Below are 15,559 nucleotides of genomic sequence, written 5' to 3'. Positions count from 1 at the left end.
AATCCGCAGGAACCGCACTATACTTGCCCTTGCGAGATCTTCTCGCGGGGGTTCCCTTTTGAAACGTGCCTTTACTTTGATTGAGTTGCTGGTCGTCATCGCGATTATCGCGATCCTTGCGGCCATTCTGTTTCCCGTCTTCGCCCAGGCCAAGGAGGCGGCCAAGCAGACGACGTGCCTGAGCAACCACCACCAGATTGGGCTGGCCACGATGATGTACGCGGGCGATTACGACGACTGCTACATGGCCTGGGCCGCGCTGGTTCCGCCCGTCAACGGCGGCAACACGAACTTCATGCCGCCGGAGATGCAGGTCAAGCCGTACACCAAGAACGACCAGATCTGGACGTGTCCGAGCGATCCTCAGCGGCGCGTCGCCCCCAACTCCGTTCCGTGGTGGGACGGCAGCTACCGGCTCAAGCTCATTACCCGGTCGTACTCGTACGTGGGCCCGATCTACACGGTCCAGTACGGCACCTCGGACACGGATCCCAACACGGGCTTGTACCGGTTCTTGAGCCCGGGCTCCTGGACGACGGCGGGTCGCCCCACGACCGTGTTCAGCGATCCCGCGGGGACCGTCGCTTGGGTGGAGCAGTACTCCCCGGCGGTTGCGGACCAGTACGTCGGCGGCATTTGGGGTTCGGGGTTCATCGACTGTGACACGGGCAAGCTCGCGGGCCGGAACTACCCATCGCAGGGTCCCTCCGATGTCGGCCCACCACCGTGTGGCTCCTCGGCGTCGTACAACGGCCTCCCCACGAAGGGGCACCGGAACAAGGGGAACTACGTGTTCACGGACGGCCATGCGGGCATCAAGCCCTGGGGCTTCATCCGCCGGAGCGATTTTGCCGCGTTCAAGGTGGACAAGCCAGCCGCGACCTACATTCCGTAACTGCGCCCCGTAATTGTACGGGTTGTGCTCGCGAATGCCTTGGATTAGAATGGACTCCTGCGGGCAACCCCCGTATTTCTGCCAGTGAGTTTGTTGGACAGATAGGAGAAGAATGATGCAAAAGGCTTTCGGGATCGCGCTCTTGGTTTCGATCTGTGGAACAGCGCTGGCCCAGCGCACCCCGCTGGCATTGAGCGGCTACAACTACGATGGGATCGCGGACGGGCTCGGTTCGCCCGCCGGCAGCACGACGGGGACGCTCGATAGCATTTACGTGTACTACACCCAGGGTTACAACCCGGGCGCCCCGACCTCCGGACTGCCGACGACGCCGTTTGTCAGCGCACTTGACGCTTCAACCACGTTCCAGATCGCACCACCCAGTGCGAACAACCTCTTGTGGCTGCAGCAGGCTGGCTCCGGGTCAACGTCTGGGACGCTGTCGCTGGTTTCGCCCGGCAAGTATCTCAGCCTTGCATTCCTCGTGACGGGGTTCAACGGGAGCCATCCCGGCTCGTACGCGCTCAACTTCTCGACGGGTGGGGCGACGACCGGAACTTTCACGGCGAACGACAACTTCAACCAAGCGGGCGTGGCGATCGGCGGATTCGGCCGGGTGGGCCGAGGCGACGGAATCTTCGATGCGGTCGGTTCGACGAACCCTCGGCTCTATCAGATCACCGTGAGCCTGTCTGCAGGCGATCAGGCACGTACCCTGCAGAGTGTCTCGTTCACCAACAACGAGACGTCGGGCATCACCTTCCACGACATCGGGGTCTTCGGGATCAGCGGAGAAGCCAACCCGGTTCCGGAACCAGCCACCGTGTTGGCGTTGGGCGCCGGACTTGCGCTCCTTCGGCGACGTCGCAAGCAGTAGTTCCCCGGGCGTCGGCGCGGAAGAGCTCCAAGGTCGCCTTGGCGCCTGCCTTGGGATACTCGTGGCCGCCCGGGTGCAGGTAGGTGCCGAACACGACTCCATCGCTCCCGGTCGGTCCGTATGCGGCGAAACTTGAATCGCAAGGGTGAGCAAGAAGGCAACCATGAAGGTTGTTCACGGAACGCTCCCGGCGGAGTTCGGTCGTTGTCGATCAGACCGTCGCCTCAATGCACAGGTGCGCTTTGTGCGCTGCGCCGCAACGTTCGGGCGACTTCGTTGAGCACGGTCTTCGGCTCGGTCTTCGGATCGAGACGCACGTACTTCTTGGGAGCCCGAGAACGCACGCGATCCACAAGGAGCCGTTCCGCAACCGACCACTCGTGCCGCTCCGCTTGACGGGCCTGCTCGGCCCAATCCAAGACCGACGCGGCGAACGCGACCTCACCCAGTTCGGCGAGCGAGAAGCACGCGAGGTCGAGGCCCACTTGGACCGCCCGATTGTCATGGAGGTTGTACGCGCCCTGAGCTGCCCGGCCCATTCGGACCCAACACGCCCCCAGAAGCGCAAGCATCATTGGAAGAATTCGGTCGAAGCCGACCTCCCGAGCGGTGGCCGTTGCGGCCTCGAGGAAGAGGAGCGCCTGGTCCCACTGCCCCAGCAACAAGTGCATATGCCCGACTTTCCGCGCACGATTGCGAGTCGTTCGATCCCGAGAGAGTCGGTCTGCCCCTCGTGAAAACGGAGGGTTCGCTCGAAGCAGACGCGAGCCTCGTCAAACCGTCCCAACTGGCAAAGGAACGTCCCACGTTGAAGGAGCAGCGTATGAAGGGCGAGTTCGTCGGGATGCTCTTCCAATTCGCGTTCGTACTCGACAAGCGTTGTGAGCGCTCCATCGAAGTCCCGGATCTGGGCAAGGGAGAAGGCGCGATAGAGGTGTGCCTTGCGGCGGACCCAAGGGTCGCGCGAAACGACCAGCACCTCCCGTGCCAGCTCAAGGGTCCGGTCTGCCCGATGTGTCGCGGAGAAGGCTGCGACAGCTTGAATGACCACTTCGGACCACCGTTCGTCCCGGCGATCCCAGGCTTCCAGGAGCGCATCGAAGACGGGAACCGCAAGGTGTGGTTTCCGAATCAGGGCGGCTTCGACCGCTCGGATCGGGAAGAGCTCCAAGGCTTGATCGGGCTGCTGTTCGACGAGGTTGGCGACGGTTTGGCCCAGGAAGTCGGTCACGTCGCGTCCCAGGCTTCGGCCGCGCTGGGGTGGGGTATCAGCCATCCGCAGGGACTTTGCGAGACGCAATGTCTCGGATCGGAATTTGCCGCCCAACTGCTTGTACTTCGTGTGAGCCGCAGCAAACTCGGCAAGCGCCTCGCCGGTCCGTCCCAAAGCCGCGCAGGACGTCATACGAAGCCGTCAGAACACGTCGTCGAAAGGGTCGTGGCGCAGGCCCGCAGTGGCCGCGGCAAGCGCGACCTCCAATCCACCTGTGCTCGACAAGGTCAGCCAGTCGTCGCAGGGATTGCCTTGCAAGGGTGTGCCAGGTGGATCGAAACGGTTCGACCCACTCGTCGTGAGTCTCGGGAAGCAAGGGCTCGCCCAGGTACTGGAGGATCGCCTGCAACGCAAGGCACTCGTCGCGCTCATCGATGGCCTGCTCGGCCTCGGCGATGCGCTCCCGAAGTTCGAAGAGATCCACCTCGGCGGACGTCAAGTCGAGGGCGGGGCCCTCCGGTGTCTCCCGGAGTGAGTTTCCAAGATCTTCCGCAACGCGGTGAGCGCGACTCGCAATCTGTTCTGTGCGGCCGCAGCATCGACTTCGGGTTACAGGTCGCCCTCTATGCGCCTTCTGCCAACGGGTCGACCTTCGTGGAGGGCCGGGTAGGCAACAATCTTTGCGTACGAGCGGATCGGTGCATGCCCTGGATCCAGCGGTTCAATGCGCAGCTTCCCGAGCAACTCGATCCGATACCTCACTCCCCGATTCTGACAGGGGCCTGGGAACTCGGTGTTGTTCTCTGAGCTGGGGTTCATCGACTGCGACACGGGCATGCTCGCGGGCTGCATCGGCGCGGAAGAGCTCCAAGGTTGCCTTGGCGCCTGCCAAGGGATACTCGTGGCCGCCCGGGTGGAGGTACGTGCCGAACACGACGCCATCGCGCCCGGTCGCCCGCTTCACGAGGCCCGTGCCTTTCCACTCGCCGACGCCGAACTTGCGCGCCAAGGCGTCGATCGTGCGCTTTTGGGAGGCGAACGGGACCAGCGGGTCGCTCTCGCCGGCGATGAAGAACGCCGACGCGGGCCGCAGTTGCGGGACCAGGGTCCAACCCGGGCTCCCGGACGGTCCGTAGGCGGCGAACTTGTCGCCGCGTTGCGCCCAAAGCAGGTAGGTGAAGCGCCCCCCGTTCGAGTGCCCCATCGCGTACCGGTGCTTCGGGTCTGCGTGATAGGTCTTGTCGACCCACGCGAGCATCGCGTCGAAGAACTTGAGGTCGCGATCCCCCTGGTCGCCCGCCTTCTGCTGCCAGCCGGGCTTCTTCCCCGCGGGGTCGGTCATGCCGGGTGTCGGCAAGCCGTTGGGGAACACCATGACGGCTTCGGGCCAGTTCCCCACGATTCCCGCGGAACGGGCGAACTGCCGGCCGTTGCCTCCGTGTCCGTGGAATCCGAAGAGCACGGGCGGATGCGCGGACCCCACGCTCGGCGCTACCACGACGGCGGTCCGCTCGACGCCATCGATCTTCCACGAGACGGTCTGAGGTTGAGGCGCTTGAATCGCAAGGGTGAGCAAGAGGGCAACCATGAAGGTTGTTGACGGTACGCCCCGGGCGGAGTTCGGTCGTCCGGGGCGCACCGGGACGAAGGGCCCGCGTTCGGCCACGAGTTACTTCTATATTTCTAGAAAGATGTGTATAATGCCCGCATGGATGTCGACGGTCTTTCTTCGGCCTGCAAGGCCCTCGCGGATCCCACGCGGGTGCGGGTCCTTCGGTTCCTGCTCCGGTGCGACTGCACGGTCGCGCTCGGGGAGCGGGGCGAGGTCCGGCCGCTGGAGGGCCCCACGGTGGGGGACGTTTGCTGCAGCCTCGACGGGGCGCCGTCGACCCTGAGCTTCCACCTCAAGGAACTCCGCGCCGCGGGCCTGATCACGACCGAAAAGCGGGGCCGTCACATTCTGTGCGCCCCGCGGCGCGATTCACTGCGCGATCTCGCCGGCACCTTGGAACTTTTTGCAGAGAGCGGCGAACTCGCCGCCAAGGAGACAACCCATGGCTGATTCGTTGACCGATCGCACCGACGTGCGCGAACTGGTGGCCAAGCGCTACGGCGAAGCGGCGTTGCGGGTGCTGGACGGGCGGGCCGCGTCCTGCTGCCCGGGCGAGGCGTGCTGTGGCGACGCGCCCGCGCGGGACGGCTGCTGCACCAACGCCTCCGACCCGATCACGAGCGATCTCTACACCGACGTCGAGGCGTCGCAGATACCAGAGGCCGCGCTGCTGGCCAGCCTCGGGTGCGGCAATCCCACGGCGCTGGCGGAGCTGCGCGAGGGGGAGACCGTGCTGGATCTTGGAAGCGGCGGCGGCATCGACGTGCTGCTTTCCGCGCGCCGGGTGGGACCAGCGGGTTTCGCGTACGGGCTGGACATGACCGACGCGATGCTCGAGCTGGCCCGGAAGAACCAGGCCGAGGCCGGGGCGCAGAACGTGGAGTTCCTGAAGGGTCACATCGAGGAGATCCCCCTGCCGGACGCCAGCGTCGACGTGATCGTGTCGAACTGCGTAATCAACCTTTCGAGCGACAAGGACCGGGTGCTCCGCGAGGCGTTCCGCGTGCTGAAGCCCGGCGGGCGGTTCGCGGTGTCGGACGTCGTGGTGGACGGTCCGCTCCCCGAAGCGGTGCGGCGGGACATGGAGCTGTACGTTGGCTGCGTGGCGGGCGCGCTGGAGACCTCGGAGTACTTGGCGAAGCTGGAGGCCGCGGGCTTTTCCGACGCGTCGGTCGAGCCGACGCGCCGCTACCAGTTCTCCCAGCTCGAGGGGGCGTGGGCCCCCAACGGCGTGGAGGCCTTGAGCGATCCCGACAGGCAGGCGCTCGACGGCAAGATCATGGGGGCTTTCATCCGAGCGACCAAGCCCGGGCCGGGCGCCGATCTGGAGTCTGAATGAGCGCGGGGCCGGAAAAGGAGATCCACCCGGAGGTGCGCATCGGGCACGTGCACCTGCGGGTGGCCGATCTGGACCGCGCCCTCGCGTTCTACGAGGTCCTTCTCGGGTTCCAGCGGACCCAGACCATGACCGGGGCCGCGTTCCTTTCGGCCGGCGGCTACCACCACCACATCGCGCTCAACACGTGGGAGAGCCTCGGCGGGTCGCCGCCGCCGCGGGGCTCCACCGGGCTGTACCACCTGGCGATCCTGTACCCCAACCGGGCCGAATTGGGAGACGCGCTCCGCCGGCTCGTGGAGGCCGACTGGCCGTTGGACGGCGCGGCGGACCACGGTGTCAGCGAGGCCCTGTACCTCAGGGACCCGGACGGAAACGGGGTGGAGTTGTACCGGGACCGCCCCGAGGCCGAGTGGCCCCGCGATCGAGAGGGAAACCTCGAGATGACGACGCTCCCTCTCGATCTTGAGAGTTTGATCCGGGAGGGAGCGGAGTAGAGCTACTCCTGGAACGGCTGGCGAGTTAGTGAGACAAACGGTGGGGTTGGCACTATCGGGGCGATTCCGATGCCATTGGGAGGACCTTCCCGCTCTGCGGGACGCGCTACAGATTCTTGGTGGCCACCAGTTCCTCGATCCTCGACCGGCTCTTCCAAGCCTTGATCTCACGCTCTCGGGCCATCGCCGAGGCCCGATTCGGGTGGGGCTTGCACCACACCTTGCACCACGGAACCCCGTGCCGGGTCGATCGAGTTTGGCCGCGGTTGTGCTCGGTCAAGCGCTTGTCCGGGTCGGCAGACGTTCCGACGTAGTACGCACCGCTGGTCCCACTTTGGAGAACGTGAACAAACACCTTCACGTAGTGATTCTGGTCGGGGCGACACGATTCGAACGTGCGACCTTCCCGCTCCGCGGGACGCGCTACGGTTTCTTGGTGGCCACCAGTTCCCCGATCCTCGACCGGCTCTTCCAAGCCTTGATCTCCAGTGATTCTGGTCGGGGCGACACGATTCGAACGTGCGACCTCTTCCACCCCATGGAGGTTTTGGCAGGTTCAACGCGGTGGTTTTGAGTCTACAGACGTCTCAGGAAGTCTCAGACCGTCTCTGGGATTTGAGAGACTATTGAGAGACCGCAACCAGTCCGTTCTCGCCCATAAGCGTTACAGCCCTACGGGTCATCAGGGAGAGATCTCAAGAGTCCTTCAACAGAAGATTTCAGCTCAGGCAAGTCGTTCTCCACTGCGGCCCAGACCTCGTCACCGCCCCGAGCATGTACCTTGCAGTAATCGATGTGTCGTGTCCTTCTGGTAGCCGTACCCCCCCCCAAAAAAACAAAAATCAAACCTGTCTTCGAGGGGAAGACCTCGCCCTCGTTGGTGACTGCAGGGATTATTGGACCTTGTAAGAATCGGCAAGCTGCTCGACTCGCAGTGCATGCTCGACGGCGGAATTGCTCGCACGCCAGGCATGCCAAGCGTCTCGAAAGCGTCCCACCCACATCAAGGACCTGAATACGATGGCATGAGCCTTCAGTCGCATGGGCTCCGCTCGGACTACCTCCTCAGCGTCAAGCGCCGCAAGATGAAACCGTCGGCGCCGGAATCTGACTTGCGCGCGGCCGAACCTCGCCAGCGAATAGGACGGGCACAGTTCCAGTGCGATGCCGAATGCTTCTTCGGCCCGATCAAGTTCGTGGAGCTTTGAGAGTGCGGCGCCCAGGAGGCACCACCCTGACGGATACTGAGGAGCCACTCGAGTCAGTAGCCTCGCCTCTCGAGCCGCACCTCCCAGATCGCCTCTAACAAGCTTGGTTCCCACATCGTGGAGTTTCTCGTGGCAAGTCCAGTGGTCCGAGAGCCCATCCGTGTCGTGTGCTCCCTCGCTGGTTAGGAGCCTGAGCTTGTGCCATCCACCGCGTTCCTCAAACCGACGCCCCCGCGTGGACCGTGTGGATTCAAGCCAGCGCGCCATTCTGTCGCCTTGTTCTGCAACGCCTGATTCGCCGCTGGTTAGGAAGGTCGCAGCCCGCTCAAACTCCCCCAAAGCCAGCAGCATTCTAAACGTTCCTTCTTCGGCCCACGTTCGATATTCGCGGATGCAGTGAACCCCCTTGAGGGTCTCAATGGCATGTCGTTCCATGTGACACCCCGCCTGCGCCCAAGCGAGCAAGACGCCACTCCAAGGATCGGAACAAGAGCGCTGGAACGAACTCGCGGCGATAAGTGCAGCTTGGGGCTCCCCAATCGCTGCGAGGAACTCGCAAATCGCATCTGATCGCGCAGGCTCGGCCCACTTGTCGAACGGTGTCGCGGACCGGATCGCATCAGCTGCCTCGATACGCTCGTCCGCCTTCAAAGCCAGGACCTTGCGCGCCAAGAGTTCGGCCAATGTTGAGTGCTGATTCGGTGAGCTCATCGACTACGGCAGCTCAGCCTACCTGGCAGTGTTGGTGGCATTCAGTTGATTCGGCCTTTGTGCCCCTCAACTCCTGGCCGCTCTTCTGGCCGTAGTCCTGGGAAGGGGATGATCCCATCTCCGCGCACCCCGTCAGTCCACGGTAGCAACGTGAAGTCCACGACGTCTTGGATCATGCCAATTGGATTCACCCAGTCGATTATCTCACCTGGCCAACCACCTACCCGATCACCCAGATCTGATAGGGGAACAACAAAGAGTGGCGCGCGAGGTTTTGGCGGAATGTACCACCCACCCGGGAGATCGTCGTTGTGCGGTACGTACTTCCTCTCGATTACTTGTCGTTTGGCTCCGTCTACTACCTCCCGAACAACGTCATCGGGATCTGTAAGGTCTTGAACTACGAGTTGCGCAAGCTTCTTTAGTAGAAAGCTCCAGCGGATTAGACCGCTGGGGTCGACGCCGTTCAGCGGGTTGCCAGAAACATATTGGTACCAATTGCGATCATATCCAAGTGGATCCCGCGTTAGAAACCTGCCAGTAGAGGGATCGTAGTAGCGATGCCCGAGCAGTTTGAGGTCGGAGTCGACATCCTCCTGGTAATCGCAAGCTCCAACAAAGCCAAAGCCTGTCTTCGGGGTGCCTGATGTCGAGACCGGCATGCCGAACGCATCGTAGGTTCGGGTCGAGACCGTCGACTCGTTCGCAGCGGTCTGCAGACTCGTCGTGCCCAGATAGTCGTGATGATCGAACGTCGTCGTGCTCGATGCCCTGGAGGAGATGCCGGGGGTCATGGCGCTCGTGCCGTCCGAGAGCACCGGTGCCAGCACCCCCGCGCCGTCGCGCTTGTACGTGCTGGTTCCCGAGCTGTCGACCTTCCCCACCCTCGTGTCGAGACCGTTGTACGTGAACGTGTTGGTCGCCGTGCTCGGGTACGTGATCTGGGTGATCCGCCCCTCGTAGTCGTAGGTGAGGCTCGTCGTCCCCGCACTGGTGGTGACGGCAGTCGTCCGCCCGGCCGTGTCGTACGTGAAGCTCTTGACCGTGTTGCCGCCGCTCGTGATCGTCGTCAACTTGTCGGCATCGTCCACGGTGTAGGTCTCCGTGGTGCCGTTCAGAGTCTTGGAGGCCCTGTTCCCGTTGGCGTCGTATGTGTAGCTCGCGCTGTAGCCGCTGCGCGACTCGCTGACAAGCTGGTTGATGTCGTCGTAGCCGTACGTCGTGGTCACGGTATCGACGGTTTTCTCTTCAAGGTTCCCCGCGTCGTCCCACGCGTAGCTCTCCGAGGAGATCGTCGAGGCTCCCGAGGTCTTGTGCACCACCGAAGTGGTCCGGTCCCGAGAATCGTAGCCGTAGAGCGTGTAGACGCCGGAATCGAAGGTCTCCTTAGTCAACCTCCCGCCGTCGTCGTACTCGAACGCCGTGGTCTCCGAATACGGGTTCTCCAGGGAAGTGAGCCGCCCGGCATCGTCGTACGAGTAAGTCGTCGTGCCGCTTCCCTGCACCATGGTCGCCCTGCGCCCGGGCAGATCGTAGGTGTAGTCCATCGTGCCCTGGGGCGTCTCGAGCTCGGTGACCTGCGAGGCGTCGTCGAAGGTCCACTCGGTGGTGCCGGTGGCGTCGCTCATCGCGGTCAGCCGGTCGGCATCGTCGTACGAGAACGAGGTGTCCGTGCCGGTCGGGTAGTCCACCCCCGTCTGCCGGCCCGCATCGTCGAAGGTGTAGTAGATCACCTGGGACAGCGGGTTCGTGTAGGCCGTGACGTCCCCGTTGCCGTTGTAGCTCCACTGCTCCACCGAGCTGTCGGCAAGGGTCAGCGTCGCCGCCTCGCCGCGGTTTGTGAACGTATAGGTGCGGGTCTTGCCGCGGCCGTTGGTCACGGTGGTGCGGCGATCCGCCGCGTCGTAGCCGTAGCTCTCGGTCTCGCTCTCGGCGTTCGTCACGCTGGTCAGGCGCCCGGCGTTGTCGTACGCGTAGGTCGTGGTGTGGCTCAGCTCGTCGGTCTGGGTCAGGACCTGGCCGGTCACCAGGTACGTACGCTCCTTCGTGGAGGCGTCAGCATGCGTGAACAGAACCGGTCGGCCCCAATCGTCGTACTCGACCTCCTCGGTGTTCGAGTTCGCGTCCGTGATGCTCGTCAGGTGCCCCAGATCGTCGTAAACGAGTACCGTCTCGTTTGAGAGCGGATCCGTGATGCTGGTCAGGTTCCCGTCCGTGTCATAGGCCAGGGTGGTCTCCTCGTCGAGATAGTTGCTGCTCGAGGTCAACTGGCCGTAGGCGTCGTAGCCGTTCGTCTCGACATCCCGGTCCAAGGGATCGGTGACCGTCTCCAGATTTCCGCTTCCGTCGTACTCGAACACCGTCTCGTTGTCGAGCTCGTCCGTGGCGGTCAGCACCTGGCTGAAGGAGTTGTAGGTGAAGGTCTTGGCGTGCGAAAGCGGGTCGGTGACCGAGGTGACGTTGCCACTGGAGTCGTAGGTTAGCGACCAGCTCTTGCCCCGCCGGTCGGTCAGCGCGGTGACGTTGTTGTTCGAATCGCGGCTGGTGAAGCTGACCGAGAAGCTCGACTCGTCGACGCGGCTCGTGAGTTTGCCGCTGGAATAGTTGTCCACGCGCGTATGAGAGAGCGGATCCGTTCGGGTCGTGGCACCGGAGGCGTAGCTCACGCTCACCTGGTGGCTCAGCGGGTCGGTCTCGGTGGCAAGCGAGGCGTCGGTGTTGTAGGTGAATGACCAGGTCTTTCCGCGCCGGTCCGTATGGCTGGCGATGACGTGGCCCGTGCCGTAGGTGAAAGTATCCGAGTAAGCGACCGAATCCAGATCCGGCCACTCGATCTCGGTCAGTTCGTTCGAGCCGTTGTAGGAAAACTCCCACACCCGGTCCAAGGGATCCGTGATCGAGGTGATCCGGTGGCTGCCGTCGTAATCCAGATCGATCTGACGGCCCGTCGGGTCGGTGATGGTGGTGACGTAGTTGTTGGCATCGAGCGAGAGCGTGATCGCATTTCCGTTGCGGTCCTCGATCTGCCCGCAGAACCCTTCGTCGTTGAACGAGTAGACCGTTCCGTCCTTTTTCGTCAGCGTCCAGGTGTCGTTTCCGTTCTTGACCAGATCGTCGTACGTCCCGGCCGGGGCGATGTAGGTCGTCGTTCCCCCGTCGACGTGCTTGGTGAAGGCGATGCAGAGACCGTCTCCCCAATGGACGATGGGGTTGCCCGTGAGGTTGTTGATATAGATGTCGTAGGTCCAGGTCCAGTGGTGCCCCAACTCGTCGACATAGCTCGATTGCGAGTTGTTGTAGAGCGTGAAATCCAGGACCATGCCGCCTCGACACTTCCAAGAAAGCAGCGGCACCGCGGTCATTTTGTTGCCGCAACCGGAGTTGACGATGCCGTAGTGGGACTGGAACGCTCCCTCCCACGGGAAGTTCGTGCCCGGCGCCGGATCGACCGAGACGGTGTGCATGCCCGCCATGGGCGAGGGCTCGAGGGAGGCCTGAGCGCGGTCCATGTTCGCGGTCTCGAAATCTTGAAGCGTCTGTTTGCTCCAAATGCCTCGGCCGCGCGGGTCCCGGCTCGGACGCGCGCCGAGATACGGTGCCTTGGGGGCTTCGGTGTACTGGCCGGGCCGCGGACGGAAACCCTGCAGCGCGGTCGAGATCCCAGAGTAGGTGTACGCGATGCCAGACCAGGAACTGCCCAGCAGCAGTGTGATGCACAAAACGAGTGAGAGAAGGCGGTTGGCAACCAGTCCGATACGCATGTGTCCTAAGACCTCCAGGTACTGGTTAGGATAAGGACCAGGGGGGGGGGGTATGTCAATCCGTACTGGCTGGTAATTTTACTAGTTCTGAAAGAATGACGGTGAGGACTTCGGTGTCAGCACGACGGCCAACTTCGTTCGTTGCGCACCGAACGGTCCTCACGACAACGACCCTCATGCCGGGACGCTGGGGAGGACCTCTTCCACGGTGCGGAAGAGGTCATTGGCCCACATTTGAATCTGGAATCACCAGTTTCAACGATGAGTCTCTCATCAGGTCTCTCAATTTACTGAGAGATGTTTGAGTGACTTCCAGCGCGCTGAAGGCGCGAAAAGGCGAGATTTAGGTTCAAATCCTGGTCGGGGCGACACGATTCGAACGTGCGACCTCTTCCACCCCATGGAGGGTTCGGCAGGTTCAACGCGCTGGTGTTGAGTCTACAGACATCTCAGGAAGTCTCATATCGTCTCTGGGATTTGAGAGACAATTGAGTGACCATGACCAGACGCGCGCTGGTCTCAGCGGCTCATGTAACTGCTGTCAGATGCGACGCCTGGTACCGGTTCCGCGATGGGTGCCGAGACCCCGGTGCCGGCTTGCTGGCCGAGCTTAGTTACATATCAGAGACCCGCAACGGGATATCGGGCAACGGCATCGATCAACCGATCGCCAATCTTCTATCCGCCTGGAAGGTCGATCGAGATCCTTCGGAGCACCTGCTCGTTGGGTCTCAAACACTGCATTCGTGCACGACGCTCGGCACCCTCTTTCATCGGACGAAGATCCGAGGATGGGGCAAGGTCCGCGGCTTCAAGCAGGGCTTTGTGTTCGGCCAGCTGCCGTCGGTACAACTCAACCACCTCCCTTTCAACGCTGGTGCGGGCTAGGGCCTGCGCCAGCGCCAAATCGGAGGATGTTTGTTCGCTGTTCCAACCCTGTGCCGCGCGATACAAGTAGGGGTAGAACCAATCTGGGGCGAGTTCCCGCACTCTCGGAGCCAACTGCACCGCAGAGGTTTCCTCATGGGTCACTCGGTTCAACATCCCGCCCTCCATGATCTGAATCATGAGGGCCGCCGCCTCGAGCCTCTCGGGCGTGTATTCCCAGGATTCGCCTTCTTCCTCGGGGGCGAACACGGTGAGGAATGGGATCGGCTCGATGGGGCGCTCCTTAAAGGGGTTGAAGTTGCGCAGACCGAAATAGTACATGGCCTTCGCCTCTTGTGGGCGACCGGTCTTTGCCAGCAGAATCGCGAACTCCATCGCGTATTTGACGAAGTCGCCAAAGCCGGGCTCCAAATCGCCCTTGGCGGAGTTCCAGGCAAACACGTGCTTGTAAGCCTCGATGGCCTCGGCGTCCCGCCCCGCGCGCAGGTAGGTCCTCGCGAGCATAAGCCGGGCCCACGAGAAGAAACCTCCTGATCGGGTCGCTTCGACGACGCAGGCGTCTTGCAGTTTCGCGATCGCAGCCGGCACGTTGCCGATTCGTTCCTCCTGATGCCCCTGGCCGATGAGCTCGCTTATCCGCGCTTCCTTCGCGACCTCCGCCGGATCCGGCGGAAAGTACCGCTGTTGGGCAGCCGCCGGCGACGCAAGCGCCAAGACGGCGAGCATGACCAAGTGCTGACAGTTCAATTGTCTCATTGGGGCGGTACTCCTATGAATTGAAACGGACTAGGCGAGAAAGTGTTCCACTCTGGGAAGATCTTAGAGGATTGAAGTCCGGACGTTGGGCCGCCACTCCCGGCAGTCATCCCCCAACTGCCACCGGTCTTCTCAGCCAGCCCGGTCCACGACCATGAGTATTTCGCAAACGGAACCCAAGTTGTCGCTTGATTCTGAACGGACGGTGGCTTGTACAACGCCCAGACTTCGAATGAATCGTCCGCGCTCGACCGATACCAGTCGTTACCGCCAGTGCCAAGATACAAGTTCAGGGGCTGTAACGGCGAGTCTTCAAAAACGCCGTCACCTGGCAGATTCCAACCGGAACTTGGAAGGGGGTAGGGAAACGCCGTGTCAAGCGCACCGCTTGTGGAGTAAGTGAAATGAGAGGGCAACCCCGGTGAGGTGTTCCTGTAAACGTCTCGCTGGGCGCTGATCAGCTGAACAAAGCATCCTTGCCCCTCAGCGGAAAAAGGGGACGGATCGATGTGGACGCCCGTCCACCTCTGTCCGTTTAGCGCTGCCGTACCGAATTGGAAGTTGTCAGGATCGTTGAGCACGACTTGACCGGACGCCACTGCCCCAAAATCCCCTATCGGTCGCTTCGACGTAAGTATTGGGGACTTGGCCGTGAAGGATGGAAGGCCACCGGCATACATCGAACCTTCTGGCGCGGGTCCGAAGGTGACGACGCACTTCACGACTATGACTCCGTTGTCCCCTGTAAAGAAGCTGTACGTCGGCTGAATAACATCTGAACGAGCGTGGTGGTTGAGCTTGCCAAGGGATGTGGTGTGGGTGTAACTCTTGAACAGCATGGGATCCACCAGCTCAACCCCAGGCGGCGCCTCGGTGCCCCAAGAGTACGCTGCGAGCGGCAGCGGCTCGCTCGGAATCGGATCGGTGGTGGTCTGCGTTACCCAGCACGTTATCTGCTGGCCGGTTTGCACTTTGAGATCCAGTGGAGAGGTGAGGGGCGTGGCCCCGAGAATCTCCACCTTGGGCACAATGATCGCCGAACGATACAGGACCGAAGCCGTGGCGTCAGTGGCATCCGATTCCGCGTAAGCGCTCGGGGTGCACGTTAGAGTGATCTCCTGCCCTCCCGCGATCTTCGTGTAGAGGGTTCCCTCACAGATCGAATAGGCTCCGAGGCCATACCCGCCAATCTCCGGCTCGAAGCCCAAGCCGTTGTCTGAGACCGCGATTGGACTAGAGGCCACTGAAGTTGCAACGGCCATCGCAAAACAATACTGCTTCGACACGACTTCGGCTGGAGGGTTATCGAGTGGATCATCGATCATCTCGCCGGGGTCGTTCGGATCCTCGATCTCATCCCGCTGCCATTCATACACCGTAGTGATCGTACCGCTGCAGCTGACGTACGATGCTCCGGCGATGCCGGAACCATATCCAGTTTCGTAGGAGCCATAGTTGCTTGAACTCCCATTCCAAGCGATCGTGCCTCCATATGGGTTGTGCGGGAGGGTGGGGTCGGTTGGCTTAAGCACGTACTCACCTGCCCTGACCAGACCGGTGAGAACGAGGAGCATGGAGAACGAAACCAACAGTAGCCTGAGCTTCATCCGTCGTCCCTCACCTTGCACTTGGCGGACGAGGACTTGGCACAGCCTCGGTCCGCTGATGGGTGGTTCGCGATGAGTCCGAAACGCATTTGCCCTAAGACCTCCAGGTACTGGTTAGGATAAGGACTTGGGGGGGGGGGGTATGTCAATCCAGGCGGGCTGGAAATTTTACTGGTTCGACAAAAATGACAGGTGAGG

At 62.2% G+C, this 15,559-nt stretch carries 14 protein-coding genes; 7 read left to right on the top strand and 7 right to left on the bottom strand.

Annotated elements, in window-relative coordinates; all coding sequences use genetic code 11:
- The first annotated feature begins 76 nt into the window (after positions 1 to 76).
- Together M9921_13295 and M9921_13290 are read left to right on the top strand one after the other, a co-directional pair.
- Positions 77 to 895 carry a hypothetical protein gene (locus M9921_13295; GenBank protein ID MCO5297821.1) on the top strand — a complete coding sequence of 273 codons (819 nt, stop codon included), beginning with the start codon at positions 77 to 79 and terminating at the stop codon, positions 893 to 895.
- A gap of 112 nt (positions 896 to 1,007) precedes the next feature.
- Positions 1,008 to 1,772 carry a PEP-CTERM sorting domain-containing protein gene (locus M9921_13290; GenBank protein ID MCO5297820.1) on the top strand — a complete coding sequence of 255 codons (765 nt, stop codon included), beginning with the start codon at positions 1,008 to 1,010 and terminating at the stop codon, positions 1,770 to 1,772.
- Between the two features lie 224 nt (positions 1,773 to 1,996).
- Here M9921_13290 and M9921_13285 read toward each other — a convergent pair whose 3' ends face one another.
- Both M9921_13285 and M9921_13280 read right to left on the bottom strand, forming a co-directional pair.
- Positions 1,997 to 2,347 (bottom strand): hypothetical protein, encoded by a 351-nt coding sequence (locus M9921_13285; protein ID MCO5297819.1) that lies wholly within the window; start codon positions 2,345 to 2,347, stop codon positions 1,997 to 1,999.
- Positions 2,344 to 3,048 (bottom strand): tetratricopeptide repeat protein, encoded by a 705-nt coding sequence (locus tag M9921_13280; GenBank protein MCO5297818.1) that lies wholly within the window; start codon positions 3,046 to 3,048, stop codon positions 2,344 to 2,346. Before M9921_13280 ends, M9921_13285 begins: the two co-directional genes overlap by 4 nt.
- 211 nt (positions 3,049 to 3,259) lie before the next feature.
- Between M9921_13280 and M9921_13275 the strand changes: the two genes are divergently transcribed.
- Entirely contained in the window at positions 3,260 to 3,520 is a 261-nt protein-coding gene (locus tag M9921_13275; protein ID MCO5297817.1) for a hypothetical protein, read from the top strand.
- Positions 3,521 to 3,706: 186 nt separating this feature from the next.
- Here M9921_13275 and M9921_13270 read toward each other — a convergent pair whose 3' ends face one another.
- Positions 3,707 to 4,573 (bottom strand): hypothetical protein, encoded by an 867-nt coding sequence (locus M9921_13270; GenBank protein ID MCO5297816.1) that lies wholly within the window; start codon positions 4,571 to 4,573, stop codon positions 3,707 to 3,709.
- A 120-nt stretch (positions 4,574 to 4,693) separates the two neighbouring features.
- Here M9921_13270 and M9921_13265 point away from each other — a divergent pair, with 120 nt between their 5' ends.
- From M9921_13265 to M9921_13255, 3 genes are read left to right on the top strand one after another with little or no spacing between them, the layout of a single operon-like run.
- Positions 4,694 to 5,047 (top strand): helix-turn-helix domain-containing protein, encoded by a 354-nt coding sequence (locus tag M9921_13265; protein ID MCO5297815.1) that lies wholly within the window; start codon positions 4,694 to 4,696, stop codon positions 5,045 to 5,047.
- Positions 5,040 to 5,936 (top strand): arsenite methyltransferase, encoded by an 897-nt coding sequence (locus tag M9921_13260; GenBank protein ID MCO5297814.1) that lies wholly within the window; start codon positions 5,040 to 5,042, stop codon positions 5,934 to 5,936. The genes M9921_13265 and M9921_13260 overlap by 8 nt, the downstream gene beginning before the upstream one ends.
- Positions 5,933 to 6,430, top strand: a complete 498-nt coding sequence (locus M9921_13255) for a VOC family protein (GenBank protein MCO5297813.1) — start codon at positions 5,933 to 5,935, stop codon at positions 6,428 to 6,430. Before M9921_13260 ends, M9921_13255 begins: the two co-directional genes overlap by 4 nt.
- A 106-nt stretch (positions 6,431 to 6,536) precedes the next feature.
- On the opposite strand, the gene M9921_13250 is transcribed toward M9921_13255, so the two are convergent.
- On the bottom strand, positions 6,537 to 6,791 hold the full coding sequence (locus tag M9921_13250; protein MCO5297812.1) for a GIY-YIG nuclease family protein: 255 nt from the start codon (positions 6,789 to 6,791) through the stop codon (positions 6,537 to 6,539).
- A 664-nt stretch (positions 6,792 to 7,455) separates the two neighbouring features.
- On the opposite strand from M9921_13250, the gene M9921_13245 reads away from it, so the two are divergent.
- Positions 7,456 to 7,638 (top strand): hypothetical protein, encoded by a 183-nt coding sequence (locus tag M9921_13245; protein ID MCO5297811.1) that lies wholly within the window; start codon positions 7,456 to 7,458, stop codon positions 7,636 to 7,638.
- Between the two features lie 752 nt (positions 7,639 to 8,390).
- On the opposite strand, the gene M9921_13240 is transcribed toward M9921_13245, so the two are convergent.
- The 3 genes from M9921_13240 to M9921_13230 form a co-directional block, all read right to left on the bottom strand.
- On the bottom strand, positions 8,391 to 12,110 hold the full coding sequence (locus M9921_13240; protein ID MCO5297810.1) for a hypothetical protein: 3,720 nt from the start codon (positions 12,108 to 12,110) through the stop codon (positions 8,391 to 8,393).
- Positions 12,111 to 12,788: 678 nt separating this feature from the next.
- Complete coding sequence (locus M9921_13235) at positions 12,789 to 13,754, bottom strand: hypothetical protein (protein MCO5297809.1); 966 nt, start codon at positions 13,752 to 13,754, stop codon at positions 12,789 to 12,791.
- Positions 13,751 to 15,361, bottom strand: coding sequence for a hypothetical protein (locus M9921_13230; protein ID MCO5297808.1), 1,611 nt, complete (start codon positions 15,359 to 15,361; stop codon positions 13,751 to 13,753). Before M9921_13230 ends, M9921_13235 begins: the two co-directional genes overlap by 4 nt.
- Positions 15,362 to 15,559 lie beyond the last annotated feature (198 nt).

This window comes from Fimbriimonadaceae bacterium (assembly GCA_023957775.1).
GTDB lineage: Bacteria > Armatimonadota > Fimbriimonadia > Fimbriimonadales > Fimbriimonadaceae > JAMLGR01.
This window is presented reverse-complemented; position numbering and strand designations above follow the sequence as displayed.